This is a genomic window from Haloterrigena sp. KLK7 (assembly GCF_037914945.1).
GTDB classification, from domain to species: Archaea; Halobacteriota; Halobacteria; order Halobacteriales; family Natrialbaceae; genus Haloterrigena; species Haloterrigena salinisoli.
The window spans coordinates 1-15,366 of sequence record NZ_CP149787.1 but is presented as its reverse complement, the minus strand read 5'-3'; the positions used below and the strand labels follow the sequence as shown (position 1 = coordinate 15,366).

Below are 15,366 nucleotides of genomic sequence, written 5' to 3'. Positions count from 1 at the left end.
CTCGATTCTCCGTAAGTACGCGCGAATATACGGCCCACCAGCCGAGCCACTTATACCTTCTCACTAATAGAATTGGTTATGGAATGCCGCCCTTCGCCCACGGACGAGGCGCAAATAGTACTGATCGAAGACAATCCGGGGGACGTGCGCCTTTTCGAGGAAGCCTTCCGTGACGGACAGATCAATAACCAACTCCATATCATCCCCGATGGCCAAGCAGCACTGGACTTCATTCACCGGCAAGACGAATACGAGGACGCCCCTCATCCGGATATCGTCTTATTAGACCTCAACCTACCGCGCGTGGACGGGGAAGACGTCTTGCACGAAATCAAACATCAGCCCGAACTGGACGACGTTCCCGTCATCGTTCTGTCCGGAGTGGACGAAGACCTCATCGAATCGCGCGACCTCGACCACGATGCGGACGAAGATGCCGTCATCGAAAAGCCGGTCGATCCGGACGAATTTCTCAACGTGATACGCGAATTCGACACCTTCCAGCTGTCCGTTGTTCGTACCGGGGACGACTAAGAGAGAGGTCCTGCCCGTCGAGTGATATGGGGTACCGGTCGAAAGGCGGCACTTCCGCTTCGATAATTATCTCTCCCGTACCGATCGCGGTTTTCGCGATGAGTTCCGAATAACGGAATCGCGCTACGACCGACTGGAACCGGACCGGTCGCACGATAGTCGAACGGCTCTCTACCGAGAGCGAACGCGAGTCCGAGGTGACCTAGTCGCGCTCGAGTTGGTCGCCGCCGAACTCGTGGTCGCTCTGGATCCGCGAGGCCTGCGGGCCGTCCTGGTCCTGGTACTTCGAGCCGCGGTCGCTGCCGTAGGGGCGGTCCGCCTCGGTCTTCAGTTCGGTAAACGTCAGCTGGGAGATGCGCATCCCGGGCGTGAGCGCGACGGGTGCGGTACCGAGATTCGACAGCTCGAGGGTGATCTGTCCGCGATAGCCGGGATCGCACAGTCCCGCCGTCGCGTGGACCACCACGGCGAGGCGACCCAGAGAGGAGCGCCCCTCGACGTGCGCGATCAGATCGGCCGGGATCTCGACGCGCTCGTGGGTGGTCCCGAGCACGAAGTCCCCCGGATGCAGGATGAAATCGTCGCCCTCCTCGACGATCGTCTCGGTGACGTACTCGTCGACCTCCTGTTCGGAGTTGGGGTGGATGCAGGGGATGTTCGTCCGCTGGAACTCGAGGAACTCCCGGCCGAGTCGGAGGTCGACGCTCGCGGGCTGGATCTGCAGTTCGGGTTCGTCGAGGGGCTCGACGACGAGGTCGCCGGCCTCGAGTCGCTCGAGGATGTCCGCGTCGGAGAGGATCATATCGGGTAGGGCGAACCACGGGGCCCTAAATCACCCGATCCGGTTCGGGGAGACCGGAATCGTGACGGAAATTCGAATAGTCTGCATCCGATTACAACTGGGAATACACTTTCCGGATAACGGCCCGAATCAATTAGTAGGTGGTACCCCGAACGAATGCCTATGGAGGGGCAACAGGAGCGATTCAACGGCGATGCACGGGTACTGCATCAGCGAGCGGTCAGGATCCCGCTTCCCGACCTGGAGGCCGAGCGGCTCTTTCACGAGAACATGATGACCATCGCGGAGGCCCAGGAGCGGAAGGCGGACCTGCTCGCCGATCCGGACGTCCCGCTGCTCACCGCCTACGAGGAGGAGTTCGCGCACGCCGCCGAGAGCTTCCAGCGGCGACTGGAGCAGATCGCGGGCGAGAATTACGACGAGGTCGCGATGGCCTACTTTCGGGGCGACCGCGACGATCGGGTCGCGGAGATCGCCGCGTACTACGTCGAGGGCGGATGGCGGATCCAGCAGTGGCACACCGTGTCCGAGATGGTGTACGCCCCGCTGATCGTCAGATATCCGGACTGTTTCACGATGAACGTTCGCTTCGCCAGCGGCTTCACCACGCCGGCGGCGATCGACTACGAGTCGCCGGAACACTCCTCGGAGGAGTTGGCCGCCGACCACGCCGAGACGTACTACGAGGAGAGCCAGTACACGCAGCGGCAGGCCGCTGAGTACGTCAGAGAAACCGCGGACCTCATTCGCGAGGAGTTCCCCGATCCCGACGACACGCCCCTCGAGGAACGCGAGTACGGTGGAATTGTCTCGGCGGGCGGTCGACGGGGATCGGTCTTCTCGGAGGTGGCCGAACGCGTCGAGCCGGATCCCGACCGGTTCTCGGAGCCGGTTTGCAAACCGACGCTCGTCGAGGCGGGGCCGGAGGCGCGCCGGACCGAGCGCGAACTCGGCCTCGAGAACGAGATCGTTCACTGATCGCGATAGTCAGTGCTAAAGGCGTTCCCCTCCTCCGCTCTGGCATGAAACAGGCAATCGTCGCCCGCACGGACATCGGCATGGGACAGGGGAAACTCGCCGCGCAGGTCGCCCACGCGTCGCTGTCGGCCTACGAGAAGGCCGACGGCCAGCTCCAGAGCCAGTGGAAACAGGGCGGTCAGAAGAAGGTCGTTCTCAAGGGCGAAAGCGAGCGCCAGCTCCACGAACTCTCCGCGATCGCCGACAGCGAGGGCATTCCCAACGCGATCGTTAGAGATGCGGGCCACACGCAACTCGAGCCCGGAACGGTCACGACGCTGGCCGTCGGTCCGGCGGCCGACGACCGCGTCGACAGTGTCACGGGCGAGCTCTCCCTGTTCTGAGCCCGTCAGGCCGACAGCCAGAGCGCCGCGCCGACGAGTCCGCCGCCCACGACGATCGCACCGATTCGCGCCGTCCGCGCCGCGAGCGGCCCGTCGATGCGCTCGAACGCGATGACGGTGACCGGAACGAGGCCGATTCCGAGCAGGAACCCGAATTCGGGCCAGTCGCCCGTCGCGACCGCCACGAGTCCGATTCCGATCGCCAGGCCGGCCGATAGCTCGAGCGGCCGCCGGAGGTCGGTCGCGTCCATACGCGTCGTTCGGTCAACAGTCCAATAACTCGTTCGGTCACTCGTCTCATCGCGCTCCGGTCGACTCGCTCGCGTCCCGCTCGAGGCGAGAACGAACCGATTTATCCCCGGCCGCCCAAGCGCCGCCATCCAGCATGCGCCCGGCACATCCCACGGAGCAGGCCGTCGGCATGGAGCACTACGTCACCGATACCGCCGGCGTCGGCGGCCGCCTGCGCGAGGACGACGACCACTTCCGCGTGCGCGAACGCGAGCGGTTCGACACGCAGCCGGTCGACGCGGGAACGGACGCCTACCCCTACCTCGTCGTTCGCGCGACGCTGTCGGGCTGGGACACCAACGACTTCGCCGGCAGGCTCTCGGACGCGCTCGGCGTCTCCCGCGAGCGGATCAACTGGGCCGGGACGAAGGACAAGTACGCGGTCACCACGCAACTGTTCTCGATCTACGGCGCCGACCCCGCCGACCTCCCCGAGGTCCGCGGCGCCGACATCGAGGTCGTCGGCCGAGCGGGCCGGTCGCTCGAGTTCGGCGACCTCGCGGGCAACGAGTTCGAACTGGTCGTCAGCGATCCCGAGCGGCCCGACGCCGCGACCGAGATCACGGACGAACTGCACGCCTTCGGGGGCCTCGAGGACGACGATAACGCGGCCGACTCCGCCGACGTCTCCGTCGGCGTCCCCAACTTCTTCGGCCAGCAGCGGTTCGGCAGCCGCCGCCCGGTCACCCACGAGGTCGGCCTCGAGATCGTCCGCGGCGACTGGGCGGGCGCGGTGATGGCCTACCTCGGGAACCCGACCGACGCGGAGCCCGAGTCTACCCAGGAAGCCCGCACGTTCGTCGAGGAGACCCGCGACTGGCAGGAGGCCCTCGAGCGCTTCCCGAATCGCCTGCGCTACGAGCGCTCGCTCTGTCACGGACTCGCGGAGGTCGACGGCGATCCCGAACCCGAGGACTACCGCGCGGCCCTCGAGCGCCTGCCGTCGAATCTCCAGCGGCTGTTCGTCCACGCCGCCCAGTCGTACGCGTTCAACCTGATGCTCTCCGAGCGCCTCGAGCGCGGGCTGCCGTTCGACGAACCCGTCGCGGGCGACGTGGCCTGCTTCGCCGACACCGACGCCCCCGCGGGCCTCGAGCTCCCCGACACCGACCGCCTCCAGCGGGTCACCGACCGTCGCGTGCGCTCGGTCCGTCGCCACTGCGAGCGCGGCCGGGCGTTCGTCACGGCGCCGCTCGTGGGCACCGAGACGGAACTGGCCGACGGCGAGCAGGGCGAGATCGAACGCGCCGTCCTCGACGACCTGAACCTCGAGCCCGCCGACTTCGACCTGCCCGGCGAGTTCTACTCGGCGGGCACCCGACGGGCGATCCTGGTTCGGACGGGGCTCACGCTCGAGACCGACCCCCTCACGCTCTCGTTCGCGCTGCCGAAGGGATCGTACGCGACGGTCCTCCTTCGAGAGTACCTGAAGGTCGATCCGGTCGACCTCGGCTGAGGGAGACCGTTTTTGAAGCCGTGTGACGAAGTGCCCGTATGACCTCTGGAGGCCACGGATTCGTCGCGGATCGGAGCGACCGCGACGACCGACGGGACCGCGACGACGGCTCCACCGACCGAGGGACCGGCGTAGTCGGAACGAGCGGCGACCGCGAACTCGTCGACTGGCACACGGAAGAGGTCGACGGAACGACGGTGTACGAACTCGAGTACGACCGACCGGCTCCGGAGCCGACGACCCGCGCGCCGACGTTCGGACCGACCAGCGGCGGGACGGTGCCCTGTCGCGAGCAGTCGGTCCGGCTGCCCGACGGCGAGCGGATTCCTGCGATCGAAGCGGCCTTCGAGGCGGAGGGGACGACGCTGCGCGTCCGCCGCGAGGACCCGTCGATCCTCGCTCGCCTCCGCCGATTCGTTCCGTGGTGACGGGGCGACCGCAGTCGCGACCGTAGCTCACTCGAGCGCGTCCCGGAGGACGATGCCGAAGCCGGCGGCGCCGACGCAGAGCGAGACGAGGCCGCCGATCCCGGTCAGTGCGAGCGCGCCGTTCATGGCGGCGGCGACGACCAACGGCGTCAGCCAGCCGCCCGTGCGACCGACCAGTCGATCGGCGATAGCGAGATAGCCGACGACGGACCCGACCGCCCACATGAGATAGGCGACGATCCCCAGCGGAATCGCCACGAAGATTCCGACGATGGTGACGACCAGCAGGAGTATCAGGAGCCCGAGGGCGAACAGCGAGAGGATCCCGTAGAGGAAGGCACCGACGGGGTCCTCGAGCACGTCGGCCATCATCCGTTCCGTGTACGCGGGGACGATCGCGACCATGATCGCGCCGACGACCAGCGTCGTCAGGAACGCGCTGACCGCCCCGCCGACGATGCCGCCCGTCGTTCCGATATCGACGTTGATTCCCGGGTCCGGATTCGCCTGTGCGATCGATACGGCCGCCGCGACGAACTGCAGAGGGTCGATCATGCGTCCCATAGAACGCGCTCGACGGTAAATTCGCGCGTTCGATCAGCGGGTGCGAGAGTCTCGCTCGGTGACGTGCGAGCCGCGGCGGGCGAGCGACGGCCGCTAACAGGCTTTTGTCCGCTCGAGTCCTACGGGCCCCATGCGCAGAACATCCGCGCGAAGCACGCGATTGCAGCGGGAAATCGACGAACTCGTCGCCCGGGGCTGGACGATCGAGGAGGAGGCGCCGGACCACGTCGTGATGATCGACCGGGCGTTCGGATCGCTGGTCTCGCACCTGCTGGTCGCGATCCTGACGTTCTGGTTCTCGATGGGTCTGGGAAACGTCGTCTGGGCCGCGTACAACTACGTCGCGAACTCCGAGCGACGCGTCCTCTGGGAGGACGGCCGCGAGTGTCCGAACTGCGGCGCCAGCGCCTCGGCGGAGGCCGCCTACTGCCCGGACTGCGGCGAGGAACTCGGGAGCGGGCTCGACGCGGGCGCCACCGTCTCTTGTCCCGACTGCGAGGCCGTCGTCGACGCGGGCTCGCGGTACTGTCCGAACTGCGGGACGCGACTCGCTGACGCGGTCGACGACAGGACTGACGCGTTCGACACCGGTTCCTGAGCCGCCCGCGTCCGCGGCGTCACGGAACCGAACCGATAGGTAGCTCGCCGTCTAGGCCACGCGTACGACGAATGGATCCCAACGACGCGCCCCACGTCCTCCTGACGAACGACGACGGGATCGACGCGCCCGGTCTCCGGGCGCTCTACGACGCCCTGACCGAGGTCGCCACCGTCACCGTCATCGCCCCCGACCGCAACCGGAGCGCCGTCGGCCGGTCGCTGTCCTACGGACGGACCAGTTCCGAGAGCGACGACTTCTCGATCGACCTCGAGGCCGACGCCTTCACCTCGCCGGTCCCCCACGCCGACCACGAACTCGGCTACGCCGTCGACGGCACGCCCTGTGACTGCACCATCGTCGGCGTCAACGCCCTCGAGCCGACCCCGGACCTCGTCGTCTCCGGCTGTAACTCCGGGGCGAACCTCGGCGCCTACGTCTTCTCGCGGTCGGGGACGGTCAGCGCCGCCATGGAGGCCGCCTTCCTCGGGACGCCCTCGATCGCCGTCTCGATGGACACGCTGGGCATGGAGTCGGAACTCGAGCCCGAGGACTTCGCGCACGCGGGCGAGATCGCCGCCGCGCTCGTCGAGGGGTCGCCCGGAACCGGCCTGTTCGACCGCGTCGACTACCTGAACGTCAACGTCCCGCGACCGGACGTCGACGACGACGGGTTCGAACTCACCCGACCGACGGAGGTCTACGAGATGGACGCCGCCCTCGAGGACGGGCAGTTCCAGCTCACGAATCGGCTCTGGCAGCAGATGGCCAACCGGGACATCCCCGACCCCGAGGACACCGATCGGCACGCGCTGCTCGAGGGGCAAATTTCCGTCTCGCCGATGCGGGTCCCGTACGACGTCGTGCAGACGGACGCAGTGCGGACGATTCTCGACGACATTCTGTAGGTTCCGGCGGTACACGATCACCGAGTATCGGATCGTCGTTACCGTCGTCGACGCGGACGGACAGACGGGACGGTGCGACCGTCGCCGGAGGCGGGTCGGAGGGTGACACCGGTCGAAAACGCGCTTGTTTTACATCCGACCCGCCAACGACCGTCTAGTCTATGGAGTGTCGCCACTGTGCAACGCCGCTCGAGAAACCCGGCGATTTCTGTCTCGTCTGCCGGGAAGCCAACACGGAAGCGATCGTCCTCGAGGCGGCGCGCGAACGAGCGACGCTCACGATGCTCGCGGCCGACGGTGACGGCGGAGACGACGCCGACTCGGCGAGGCGGGACGACGATCCGATTCTGGGCGAGACGACGATCACCACGATGCCCGAAGACGGCGAGAACGAGGTCGTCGAACTCCGGAACTTCGCGGGGTTGATCGGCGACGAGATCCGCCGGAAACGCCCCGAGGAGGTCTACGCCGGCGGCGAGCGCGCGGTGATTCAGGCCGTCCGCGAGGACATCCACCACCAGTTCTACCGCGTCGAGGACGAGGACCCCGTCGACGCGGTCCTCGAGCGGCGGGGCAACCGCGCGCTGGACGTGGTCGAGACGCCGCCCGTCGAGAAGATCGGCGGCAGCCACTCGACGCTGATCGGCGGCCGGACGGGGATGCGGGCGATCCGGACCGTCGCCGGCCACCCGCACGTCAAGAAGGTCATCCCGGGCCCGATCGACGCCGGCGGGAAGGGGTCGCAGTCGGGGCTTCGGGCGAAAGTTACCCGCGCCGACGACGGCGGCAACGTTCGCATGCTCCTGCGGGACGGCTCGAGCGTCCAGGAGAACCGCGTGGTCACCACCGCACGCGACCGGGAGATGGGCGAACGGATCCGCGAGGACCTCAACGAAGTGCTGACGAACGCGGAGTTCCAGTAATATCTGCTTCGCCGGAAAGGGCGGGACATTTCTGCGGCGTTCCGTACCCGCGGCGGTGCGATACTGGGATGTCCGGTATCACTGATCGCCGGCGCTCCGAGATCCCGACGCCGGTGGCGGGTCGCGAGCGCTCTCGACGTCCGTCGCGCAAGTATTGTCACGACCTTATGGAAGAGACACTGTCTGCTGGTTCTCAGACCCTTATCCGATCGGGGGTAATTAGATATAATTAGCCATGTTCGAGCGTCCCGACGCCGTGCTGGCTGCGATTCCGCTGCTCGCACTGAGTGGGCTCGTTCTCCGATCAGCTATCGCGCTAACGGGCATCGGGACGGGACTGCTGGCCGCCCCCCTCGCGCCCGTCGGCTACCTCGCCGCGCTGGCGCTCGTCTTCTTGGAGCTGTTGATCGGGCCGGTCGCCGAGGAGGCGACGGACTGAGCGGCCCTAACTCAACAGGTTTAAGAATCCGCTGCCGATAGCTAGCCCTACTATGGCCAAGAAAGGAACGGTCGGTAGCGCGGGCCGGTTCGGCGCACGCTACGGTCGCGTCGCCCGACGTCGCGTCAGCGAGATCGAAGACGACATGGAAAACGCCGAAGTCGACGGCGACGATGTCACCCGCGTCGGCACCGGCATCTGGAAGAACGAGGAGACCGGCGAGGTTTTCACCGGCGGCGCCTACCGTCCGGAGACCCCCGCCGGCCGCACCGTCAAGCGCTCGATCCGCGCAGCGCTCGCCGAGGACGACGAGTAACCCCACACTCTCTACACTCAGTATGAGTTACAAGTGCTCCCGCTGTAAACGCGACGTCCAGCTCGACGAGTACGGTGGCGTCCGCTGTCCCTACTGTGGCCACCGCGTGCTCCTCAAAGAGCGCAGCCGCGACGTCAAGGAAGTCGACGTCCGGTAACCGCGCGTGCCTTCTCACGACGCGACCCTCGAGTTCGACTACGAGACGCCGTCTCGCGCGCGGCTCGTCGCCGACAGCGTCGCCCGCGAGATCGGCGAGATCGACGACGAGCGCTCGCGGACGACCATCGATCGCGACGGCTCGGTCGTTCGCATCGAGATCGACGCCGCGGACGTGATCGCCCTGCGAGCGGCGCTGAACACCTGGTTCACGCTGGTCGACGTCGCCGAGCAGGCGGCCGATCTCGGAACGGCGGCCCTCGAGTCGTAGGCGGGCACGCTCGAGGCGGCGTTCGCGCGTAGCAGGTGCCGGTTCCCGATTTTTGGCCGTCGACGGCGAAGCGTTCGTATGGCGACGGCTGACAGCCTGCGGCGGCGACTCCTGCTCGCGGGGGGAACGATCGGCTTCGGATTCGGCGCCGTCGTCGACACGGTGATCTTCCACCTCACGTTGCAGACGCATCACCTCCTCTCGGGCTACTACGACCCGTACAGCCTCGACGGCTACCGGACGAACGTGTTCTTCGACGGGCTGTTCCTGATCGCCACGCTCGCCGTCACGTGCGTCGGCTTCGGGCTGCTCTGGCGCGTGGTCAACGGGACCGACCGCCGGTTCTCGACGACCTATCTCGTCGGCTCGATCCTCGTCGGAGCGGGCGTGTTCAACGTCTTCGACGGGATCGTCGACCACTACGTGCTCGACCTGCACAACGTCGTCCACGGGACCGAGGCGTGGAACCCCCACTGGGTGGTCGTCAGCGTCGTCATGCTCGCGCTCGGGTTGGGTCTCCTTCGGGTGGTCGACCGGGCCGTCGGCCCGAGAAACGCCGACGCGGGACACCTCGAGTGAGCTATCTGCGCGTCGAACTACCGCTCAGGGCGCGTCGAGCGCTACCGTCACCGAATCGCCCTCGAGAAACGCGGTCTCGTACCCCTCGTGGCGCGCCACCTGCGGCGGCGTCTCGAGGTCGATCGTCAGTTCGTCGCCGCCCTCGAGAACGGTCGGATCGACGGCGGTCCGATAGCAGTGGCCGAGTCGCGAATCGATCGCCTCCTCGAGCGACGCGCTCGCGACCTGTTCTCCGTTTCGGGCGACCGCTGCGGAGAGCGAGGCGAACGGGAGCGGATACGAATTGTAGGCCGTTCGCGCCGTCACCGCGAGCGCCGGCCGGTCGGCCCCGGATCGATCGGCGTCGAGGAGCGTCGCCGTGTACTCGATATCGTCGCTCGTCGCGCTGCCGAGTTCCGCGGCCGATTCGCGGTCGTCACCGTCTCCGGAGCCCACGGCGTGAGCCATCGGTTCGAGCGCGTCGGCCTCGCCGCGGCCCTCGTCCTCGTCGATCAACCGACGCGGTATCTCCTCGATCTCGTCGGTATCGAACTCGAAGTCGACGTCGACGTCGACGCTCGTCTCGGTCTCGAGGCCGTCGGCGACGCCGCCGATCGCGTCCGCGGTCGTCGCCCCGATCCGGATCGCCGCCGTATACTGGCCGTCGCCCTCGAGCGGGACGTTGTCGCCGTAGTGGGGTCCCATCCGCTGGGAGAGCATCGGCCAGAGGGAGCGCTCGTCGACCGGGCCGTCGGTGTCGTCGCGGGCGTCGGTAGCGTCACCGCGCGCCCGGATCGTCGTCCGCACCGGCGCCGGGACGAAGGCCCCCGTCTCGGCGTCGCGGACGGTCACCATCAGGTGGACGTCGTGCCGGGAGCGGACGTCCGCTCGATTGCGCTCGGCGTCGGCAACGATCCAAAAGGAGTGCGGGCGCGTCGCCAGCAGGGCGATCTCGCGCCCGCCGGCGGTCGCGGTCCCGTAGGTCACCATCCCGTCGGCGTGGGGCGGGACGTAGACCCCCTCGGGCGGATCGACGACGAGTTCGCGCCAGGCGTCGTCCCGGCGAACCGTCTCGAGACAGCCGGCCGACAGCCCCGCGAGGACGACCCCGCCGGTCGCGAGCACCGTGCGTCGTCGCATCGCCCGTTCCACACCGCCGCGACGGATAGGCGTGGGGGCTGCCCTCGCCGACTCCCCGACTCGATGACAAAGCTTGGCTTTATCAGTCCGGAGGGCGACGGTCGAGGTATGCAGGGTAATCTGCCGCCGGAAGCACAAGAGAAAATCGAACAGCTTCAGGACCTTCAGGAGACCGCACAGCAGGTCGCCGTCCAGAAGCAGGAAGCCGAATCGAACCTCACCGACGCCGAGAACGCCCTCGAGGAGCTCGAGGAGATCGACGCCGAGACGCCGATGTACCGCAAGGTCGGCGAACTGCTCGTCGAGACCGAGTACGACGAGGCCGAGGAGGACCTCGAGGAGAAGGTCGACTCCCTCGAGATCCGACTCGAGACCTTAGAGAAGCAGGAAGAGCGCGTTCAGGACCAGTTCGAGGAGCTCCAGGACGAGCTCGAGGAACTGCTCGGCGGCGCCGGCGGCGGCATGGGCGGCCCGGCCGGCCCGGGCGGTCCGGGCGCAGGCGGCGCATAAATGTCGACCGGCGAACCGACCGACGAGGAGGTCGTCCAGACGGCCTCCGACGCTGCGGAAGGCTACGTCTTCTCGCAGTACAAGCAATCGGCGGTGCGTGATCTCGACGTCACCGTCACCTTCGAGGACGGCGTCCTCGAGGTCGACGTCTATCTGAACGCACCCGGAGGACCGGACGATCCCGACCCCGAACGGGTCGCCGACGACGCCGCGCTCGTCGCGCGGGACGCCGTCGACGAACTGTTCGGCGAGTAACGGCTCGGGACGTCCCCTTCTCGATTGTCTTCTCGACGATCAGCGACTGGCATCGCGGTCCGGTCGCGAATCAACGGATCGAAAAACGACAACGCGGAGCGACGCGGCCGACTACTGCATCGCCTTGACCCAGCCGGGGACCGAGGCCATGCCGTCCTTGTCCTCCCAGCCGTTCTCACGGAGGTACGACTCGAGGTCGGTGAACGCGAAGCCGAACTGCTCCTCGAGTGCGTCGATATCGGCGTCGTAACCGACCTCGTTGAACCACTCGCACATGACGGTGAACTCCTCGCCGAAGCTCTCGTAGGCGTCCTCGATGGGGACGTGGACCGGGTCGACGTCCTCGCCGGTGACCTCGGTGAGGACCTCGGCGGTCTCGGCGAGGGTCTTCTCGTCGCCCGCGAGTTCGATCCGCTCGCCGACGAACTCGTCGGGGTTCGCGAGCGCGACCGCGGCGGCGCGGCCGACGTCGTCGGTGTCGATCATCTGGAGCGAGACGCCCTCCTCGAGGGGCAGCGCGAGCTGGCCGTCCTCGACGACGTCCTCCGCGAAGGCCTCGAGGTTCTGGAAGAAGAACACGGGCTGGAGGACGGTCAGCGGCAGGTCGAGTTCCTGGGCGTGCTGGTCGATCTCCCAGGTGGAATCGAAGTGGGGAACGCCGGTGTCGCGCTCGTGGCCGCCGACGCCGCTGAAGACGAACTGCTCGACGCCTTCCTCGGTCGCGACCTCGGCGAGGTTCTTCCCCTGCTGGACCTGGGCGTCGTACCCTTCCGTCCAGAAGTTGGTGACCGCGAAGACCGCGTCGACCTCGGCGACGTGGGGCGCCAGCGAGTCCTTGTCGTTCAGGTCGCCCTCGACCATCGTCACGCCGCGATCGGCCAGTTCCTCGGCCGCGTCGCTCGAGGCGTCACGCGTCAGCCCGTAGACGTCGAAGTCGGTCTCGGACGCGAGCAGGTGGTCGACGACCGAACCGCCCTGATTGCCGGTCGCGCCGGTGACGAGGACGCTGGTCATCTCAGTTCACCTCCGTCGCGAGGAGGGTGGTCGGAGTCGATACGGTCGGGAGCGAAACGCCGTTCGCAACTGGTTTCATCACGTTACCTGATTCGGCTCCGAACCCGTATATAACCGCGGCGACACTAGCGATACTACCTGACACCGATGTTACCGACACCGACGCGAGGGAAAACGTAGCAGTGCTCACCGCGACCGTCGGACCGCGATCGAAGAATGGAGAAGACAGTAGGCGGCCCGATCAGTGATCGAGGCGACTCGAGTCGCCCTACTCCGACTCGCAGATCTCGAGGAAGTTCTCGAAGATCTCGTCGCCCTCCTCGGTGTGGGCGACCTCCGGGTGCCACTGGACGCCGTAGAGGTCGCGGTCGGTGTCGCTCATGGCCTCGACGCCGCAGACGTCGCTCCGGGCGGTGAGCTCGAAGCCGTCGGGGAGCTCCTTCACTTCGTCGGCGTGGCTGGCCCAGACGCGCGTTTCGGGGTGGAGCGACCCGGTCAGCGGGTCGTCGTCGTCGACGATCTCGACGTTCACGTCGGCGTAGCCGCCGTACTCGCCGCCGCCGACGCGACCGTCGAGTTCCGCGGCGATCAGTTGCATGCCGAGGCAGATGCCGAGTACCGGAACGTCGGCCTCGAGGTAGTCGGCCGAGTGGCCGATCCGGTCCATGTCGGGACCGCCGGAGAGGACGACGCCGTCGGCGTCGACGTCTTCGGGCGGTGTCTCGTTGTCGATCAACTCCGTGTCGACGCCGAGGTCGCGAAGGGCCCGGCGCTCTAAGTGGGTGAACTGTCCGTGGTTGTCCACCACGACGATCTTCGTCATTGAGCGTTCCTAGCCAGTCACCCGGTAAAAACGGTCCGGAAACCGTCGTCGCCGCGCGTCGGTTTCCACCCGCGCTGTCGCTCGGTACCGCGACACTCTGTAATTTACTTTCTCAAAATATATAGCCAATACATCCAATTTACCGTCAATAGAACCCGATAACAACAAGTAGTCAACCACCTTCTCGGCCAGTACCAAAACGTTCATACATCCTGGAAGACTATCGTGAAATATGACACTCGAGGCCGGATCGGTCGGAAGTGAGTCGGCGGCCGACGGGGATGTCGTCGCCGCGATCGACGAGATCGACGGACAGCCACACCTCGTGATCGCCGATATCACACGGGACGACGTCTGGCTCTCGATGACCGAGCGGGACGCCGTCTCGCTGGACGCGTGGCGGTAGGGTCGTCGCGTGCGGGGACCGGCTCGCAACTGATACCGACTGGTTCTCGGTTCCGGTACGCTTATACTCGTCTCCCCAGACGGTATTCGTATGGCAATCGATCTCAGTGAGTTCGATCATCCGGCGTGGCTCGCCGCGGCCGGCACGGGTATCGGCTATCTGGCGATCCTCGCCGTGCTGACGGTCGCCCTGTTTATCGTACCCTATCTCGTCTTCACGGCACTGTAGCTGGTCCGCCCGCTATTCGAACGCGGACGATCGCGAACTCAGTTCACGATCAGGACCTCGAAACGCGCCGCTCTCGAGGCGTGAGAAACGGAGAGTAAAAGCCGTCTAGGCGAAGGTCTTCGAGACGTCCTCGGTCTCGCTGGAGTCGGCTTGGACCTTGTCCCAGGCGCTGTGGAAGTCCTCCATACGGATTTCCGTGCGGTCGTCGCGAATGGCGAACATACCGGCCTCGGTGCAGATCGCCTTGATGTCGGCCCCGGAGGCCTCCTCGACGTCCTCGGCCAGTTCGCCGAACTCGACGTCGTCGGCGACGTTCATGCCGCGGGTGTGGATCTTGAAGATGATCTCACGGCCCTCGGCGTCGGGCTTGGGAACCTCGATGAGGCGGTCGAACCGACCGGGCCGGAGGATGGCGCGGTCGAGCATGTCGAAGCGGTTGGTGGCGGCGATGATGCGGATCTCGCCGCGCTCCTCGAAGCCGTCCATTTCGCTCAGGAGCTGCATCATGGTCCGCTGGACCTCGGCGTCGCCGGAGGTCTTCGACTCCGTCCGCTTGGCGGCGATGGCGTCGATCTCGTCGATGAAGATGACGGCGGGTTCGTGTTCGCGGGCGACGTCGAAGAGATCGCGGACGAGTTTCGCGCCCTCACCGATGAATTTGTGGACCAGCTCGGAGCCGGCCATCTTGATGAAGGTGGCGTTGGTCTCGTTGGCGACCGCTTTGGCGAGCATCGTCTTGCCCGTCCCCGGCGGGCCGTAGAGCAGGACGCCGCTCGGCGGTTCGATCCCGACGTCGTCGAACATCTCGGGCTTCTCGAGGGGCATCTCGACGGTCTCGCGGACCTCCTGCATCTGCTCCTCTAAGCCGCCGATGTCCTCGTAGCTGACCTCGGGGCTCTCGGTGACTTCCATCACGCGTGCGCGGACGTCCGTCTCGTTCGAGAGCGTCTTGACGATCGACAGCGAGTTGTTGACGGCAACTCGATCGTCGGGCGCCAGGTCCTCCCGCATCTCCTCGGTGACCTCCGTCAGCGCCTCCTGGTTGTTCCCGTGCTGTTTGATAATGACGCCCTCGTCCGTGACCTCCTGGACGGTGGCGACGAATAACGGCGACTGCTTGAGTTTCTTGTTCTCGTGGGTCAGTCGCTCGAGTTTCTGCTGGTACTTGTTGTTCTCGGCGTTCGCATCGAGGAGCTTGTCACGCATCTCCTCGTTTTGCGACTCGAGGACTTCCAGCCGTTCCTCGAGCGCCTGGATCTTCTCCTGTTGGGACGCCTCGTCCTCGTCGTATGGGAGGTCGACGTCGTCCACAGTGTCGCTCATCACCCGACCTTTGGGGGCTGGTTCATAAGAGGCTTCGGGTAGGTACACTCGGCTCGGAATAT

General features: G+C 66.4%; 24 protein-coding genes. 17 read left to right on the top strand and 7 right to left on the bottom strand.

Annotated elements, in window-relative coordinates; translation table 11 throughout:
* The first annotated feature begins 78 nt into the window (after nucleotides 1–78).
* Nucleotides 79–534: a response regulator gene (locus tag WD430_RS00120; RefSeq protein WP_339104004.1), complete on the top strand. Its 456-nt coding sequence runs from the start codon at nucleotides 79–81 to the stop codon at nucleotides 532–534.
* Between the two features lie 202 nt (nucleotides 535–736).
* Here the strand turns inward: WD430_RS00120 and dcd are convergent, their stop codons facing one another.
* On the bottom strand, nucleotides 737–1,336 hold the full coding sequence (gene dcd / locus WD430_RS00115) for a dCTP deaminase (RefSeq protein ID WP_339104003.1): 600 nt from the start codon (nucleotides 1,334–1,336) through the stop codon (nucleotides 737–739).
* 162 nt (nucleotides 1,337–1,498) lie between these two features.
* Between dcd and WD430_RS00110 the strand changes: the two genes are divergently transcribed.
* Nucleotides 1,499–2,314 (top strand): hypothetical protein, encoded by an 816-nt coding sequence (locus tag WD430_RS00110; protein WP_339104002.1) that lies wholly within the window; start codon nucleotides 1,499–1,501, stop codon nucleotides 2,312–2,314.
* A 44-nt stretch (nucleotides 2,315–2,358) separates the two neighbouring features.
* A complete protein-coding gene (pth2, locus tag WD430_RS00105) occupies nucleotides 2,359–2,697 on the top strand; it encodes a peptidyl-tRNA hydrolase Pth2 (protein ID WP_339104001.1) in 339 nt (112 codons plus the stop codon).
* Between the two features lie 5 nt (nucleotides 2,698–2,702).
* On the opposite strand, the gene WD430_RS00100 is transcribed toward pth2, so the two are convergent.
* Entirely contained in the window at nucleotides 2,703–2,948 is a 246-nt protein-coding gene (locus WD430_RS00100; RefSeq protein WP_339104000.1) for a hypothetical protein, read from the bottom strand.
* 134 nt (nucleotides 2,949–3,082) lie between these two features.
* Between WD430_RS00100 and truD the strand changes: the two genes are divergently transcribed.
* Both truD and WD430_RS00090 read left to right on the top strand, forming a co-directional pair.
* On the top strand, nucleotides 3,083–4,444 hold the full coding sequence (gene truD / locus WD430_RS00095; RefSeq protein ID WP_339103999.1) for a tRNA pseudouridine(13) synthase TruD: 1,362 nt from the start codon (nucleotides 3,083–3,085) through the stop codon (nucleotides 4,442–4,444).
* Between the two features lie 38 nt (nucleotides 4,445–4,482).
* Nucleotides 4,483–4,872, top strand: coding sequence for a hypothetical protein (locus tag WD430_RS00090; protein ID WP_407067130.1), 390 nt, complete (start codon nucleotides 4,483–4,485; stop codon nucleotides 4,870–4,872).
* Nucleotides 4,873–4,899: 27 nt separating this feature from the next.
* Here WD430_RS00090 and WD430_RS00085 read toward each other — a convergent pair whose 3' ends face one another.
* A complete protein-coding gene (locus WD430_RS00085; RefSeq protein ID WP_339103998.1) occupies nucleotides 4,900–5,427 on the bottom strand; it encodes a hypothetical protein in 528 nt (175 codons plus the stop codon).
* Nucleotides 5,428–5,566: 139 nt separating this feature from the next.
* On the opposite strand from WD430_RS00085, the gene WD430_RS00080 reads away from it, so the two are divergent.
* From WD430_RS00080 to WD430_RS00045, 8 genes are all read left to right on the top strand, one after another.
* The gene (locus WD430_RS00080; RefSeq protein WP_339103997.1) at nucleotides 5,567–6,034 is read left to right on the top strand and encodes a zinc ribbon domain-containing protein; all 468 of its coding nucleotides are present in this window, start codon (nucleotides 5,567–5,569) and stop codon (nucleotides 6,032–6,034) included.
* A gap of 71 nt (nucleotides 6,035–6,105) precedes the next feature.
* Nucleotides 6,106–6,942, top strand: coding sequence for a 5'/3'-nucleotidase SurE (surE, locus tag WD430_RS00075; protein ID WP_339103996.1), 837 nt, complete (start codon nucleotides 6,106–6,108; stop codon nucleotides 6,940–6,942).
* Between the two features lie 161 nt (nucleotides 6,943–7,103).
* On the top strand, nucleotides 7,104–7,865 hold the full coding sequence (locus WD430_RS00070; RefSeq protein WP_339103995.1) for a DUF2103 domain-containing protein: 762 nt from the start codon (nucleotides 7,104–7,106) through the stop codon (nucleotides 7,863–7,865).
* A gap of 235 nt (nucleotides 7,866–8,100) precedes the next feature.
* Nucleotides 8,101–8,304, top strand: a complete 204-nt coding sequence (locus tag WD430_RS00065) for a hypothetical protein (protein WP_339103994.1) — start codon at nucleotides 8,101–8,103, stop codon at nucleotides 8,302–8,304.
* Nucleotides 8,305–8,356: 52 nt separating this feature from the next.
* Nucleotides 8,357–8,620, top strand: coding sequence for a 50S ribosomal protein L37ae (locus tag WD430_RS00060; RefSeq protein WP_339103993.1), 264 nt, complete (start codon nucleotides 8,357–8,359; stop codon nucleotides 8,618–8,620).
* A 22-nt stretch (nucleotides 8,621–8,642) separates the two neighbouring features.
* On the top strand, nucleotides 8,643–8,777 hold the full coding sequence (locus WD430_RS00055; RefSeq protein WP_005581305.1) for a DNA-directed RNA polymerase subunit P: 135 nt from the start codon (nucleotides 8,643–8,645) through the stop codon (nucleotides 8,775–8,777).
* Between the two features lie 6 nt (nucleotides 8,778–8,783).
* Nucleotides 8,784–9,047 carry a KEOPS complex subunit Pcc1 gene (locus WD430_RS00050; protein ID WP_339103992.1) on the top strand — a complete coding sequence of 88 codons (264 nt, stop codon included), beginning with the start codon at nucleotides 8,784–8,786 and terminating at the stop codon, nucleotides 9,045–9,047.
* A gap of 78 nt (nucleotides 9,048–9,125) precedes the next feature.
* A complete protein-coding gene (locus WD430_RS00045; protein WP_339103991.1) occupies nucleotides 9,126–9,626 on the top strand; it encodes a DUF2243 domain-containing protein in 501 nt (166 codons plus the stop codon).
* Between the two features lie 24 nt (nucleotides 9,627–9,650).
* Here the strand turns inward: WD430_RS00045 and WD430_RS00040 are convergent, their stop codons facing one another.
* On the bottom strand, nucleotides 9,651–10,745 hold the full coding sequence (locus tag WD430_RS00040; protein WP_339103990.1) for an iron transporter: 1,095 nt from the start codon (nucleotides 10,743–10,745) through the stop codon (nucleotides 9,651–9,653).
* Nucleotides 10,746–10,853: 108 nt separating this feature from the next.
* Here WD430_RS00040 and WD430_RS00035 point away from each other — a divergent pair, with 108 nt between their 5' ends.
* A complete protein-coding gene (locus tag WD430_RS00035; protein ID WP_339103989.1) occupies nucleotides 10,854–11,255 on the top strand; it encodes a prefoldin subunit beta in 402 nt (133 codons plus the stop codon).
* Nucleotides 11,256–11,510 carry a DUF3194 domain-containing protein gene (locus tag WD430_RS00030; protein ID WP_126663419.1) on the top strand — a complete coding sequence of 85 codons (255 nt, stop codon included), beginning with the start codon at nucleotides 11,256–11,258 and terminating at the stop codon, nucleotides 11,508–11,510.
* Between the two features lie 111 nt (nucleotides 11,511–11,621).
* On the opposite strand, the gene WD430_RS00025 is transcribed toward WD430_RS00030, so the two are convergent.
* A complete protein-coding gene (locus WD430_RS00025) occupies nucleotides 11,622–12,524 on the bottom strand; it encodes an NmrA/HSCARG family protein (RefSeq protein ID WP_339103988.1) in 903 nt (300 codons plus the stop codon).
* Between the two features lie 268 nt (nucleotides 12,525–12,792).
* Nucleotides 12,793–13,347 carry a GMP synthase subunit A gene (locus WD430_RS00020; RefSeq protein WP_339103987.1) on the bottom strand — a complete coding sequence of 185 codons (555 nt, stop codon included), beginning with the start codon at nucleotides 13,345–13,347 and terminating at the stop codon, nucleotides 12,793–12,795.
* A 232-nt stretch (nucleotides 13,348–13,579) separates the two neighbouring features.
* On the opposite strand from WD430_RS00020, the gene WD430_RS00015 reads away from it, so the two are divergent.
* Together WD430_RS00015 and WD430_RS00010 are read left to right on the top strand one after the other, a co-directional pair.
* Nucleotides 13,580–13,753, top strand: a complete 174-nt coding sequence (locus tag WD430_RS00015; RefSeq protein ID WP_339103986.1) for a hypothetical protein — start codon at nucleotides 13,580–13,582, stop codon at nucleotides 13,751–13,753.
* Nucleotides 13,754–13,843: 90 nt separating this feature from the next.
* Entirely contained in the window at nucleotides 13,844–13,981 is a 138-nt protein-coding gene (locus WD430_RS00010) for a hypothetical protein (RefSeq protein ID WP_339103985.1), read from the top strand.
* A 105-nt stretch (nucleotides 13,982–14,086) separates the two neighbouring features.
* On the opposite strand, the gene pan1 is transcribed toward WD430_RS00010, so the two are convergent.
* On the bottom strand, nucleotides 14,087–15,304 hold the full coding sequence (pan1, locus tag WD430_RS00005) for a proteasome-activating nucleotidase Pan1 (protein ID WP_339103984.1): 1,218 nt from the start codon (nucleotides 15,302–15,304) through the stop codon (nucleotides 14,087–14,089).
* Nucleotides 15,305–15,366 lie beyond the last annotated feature (62 nt).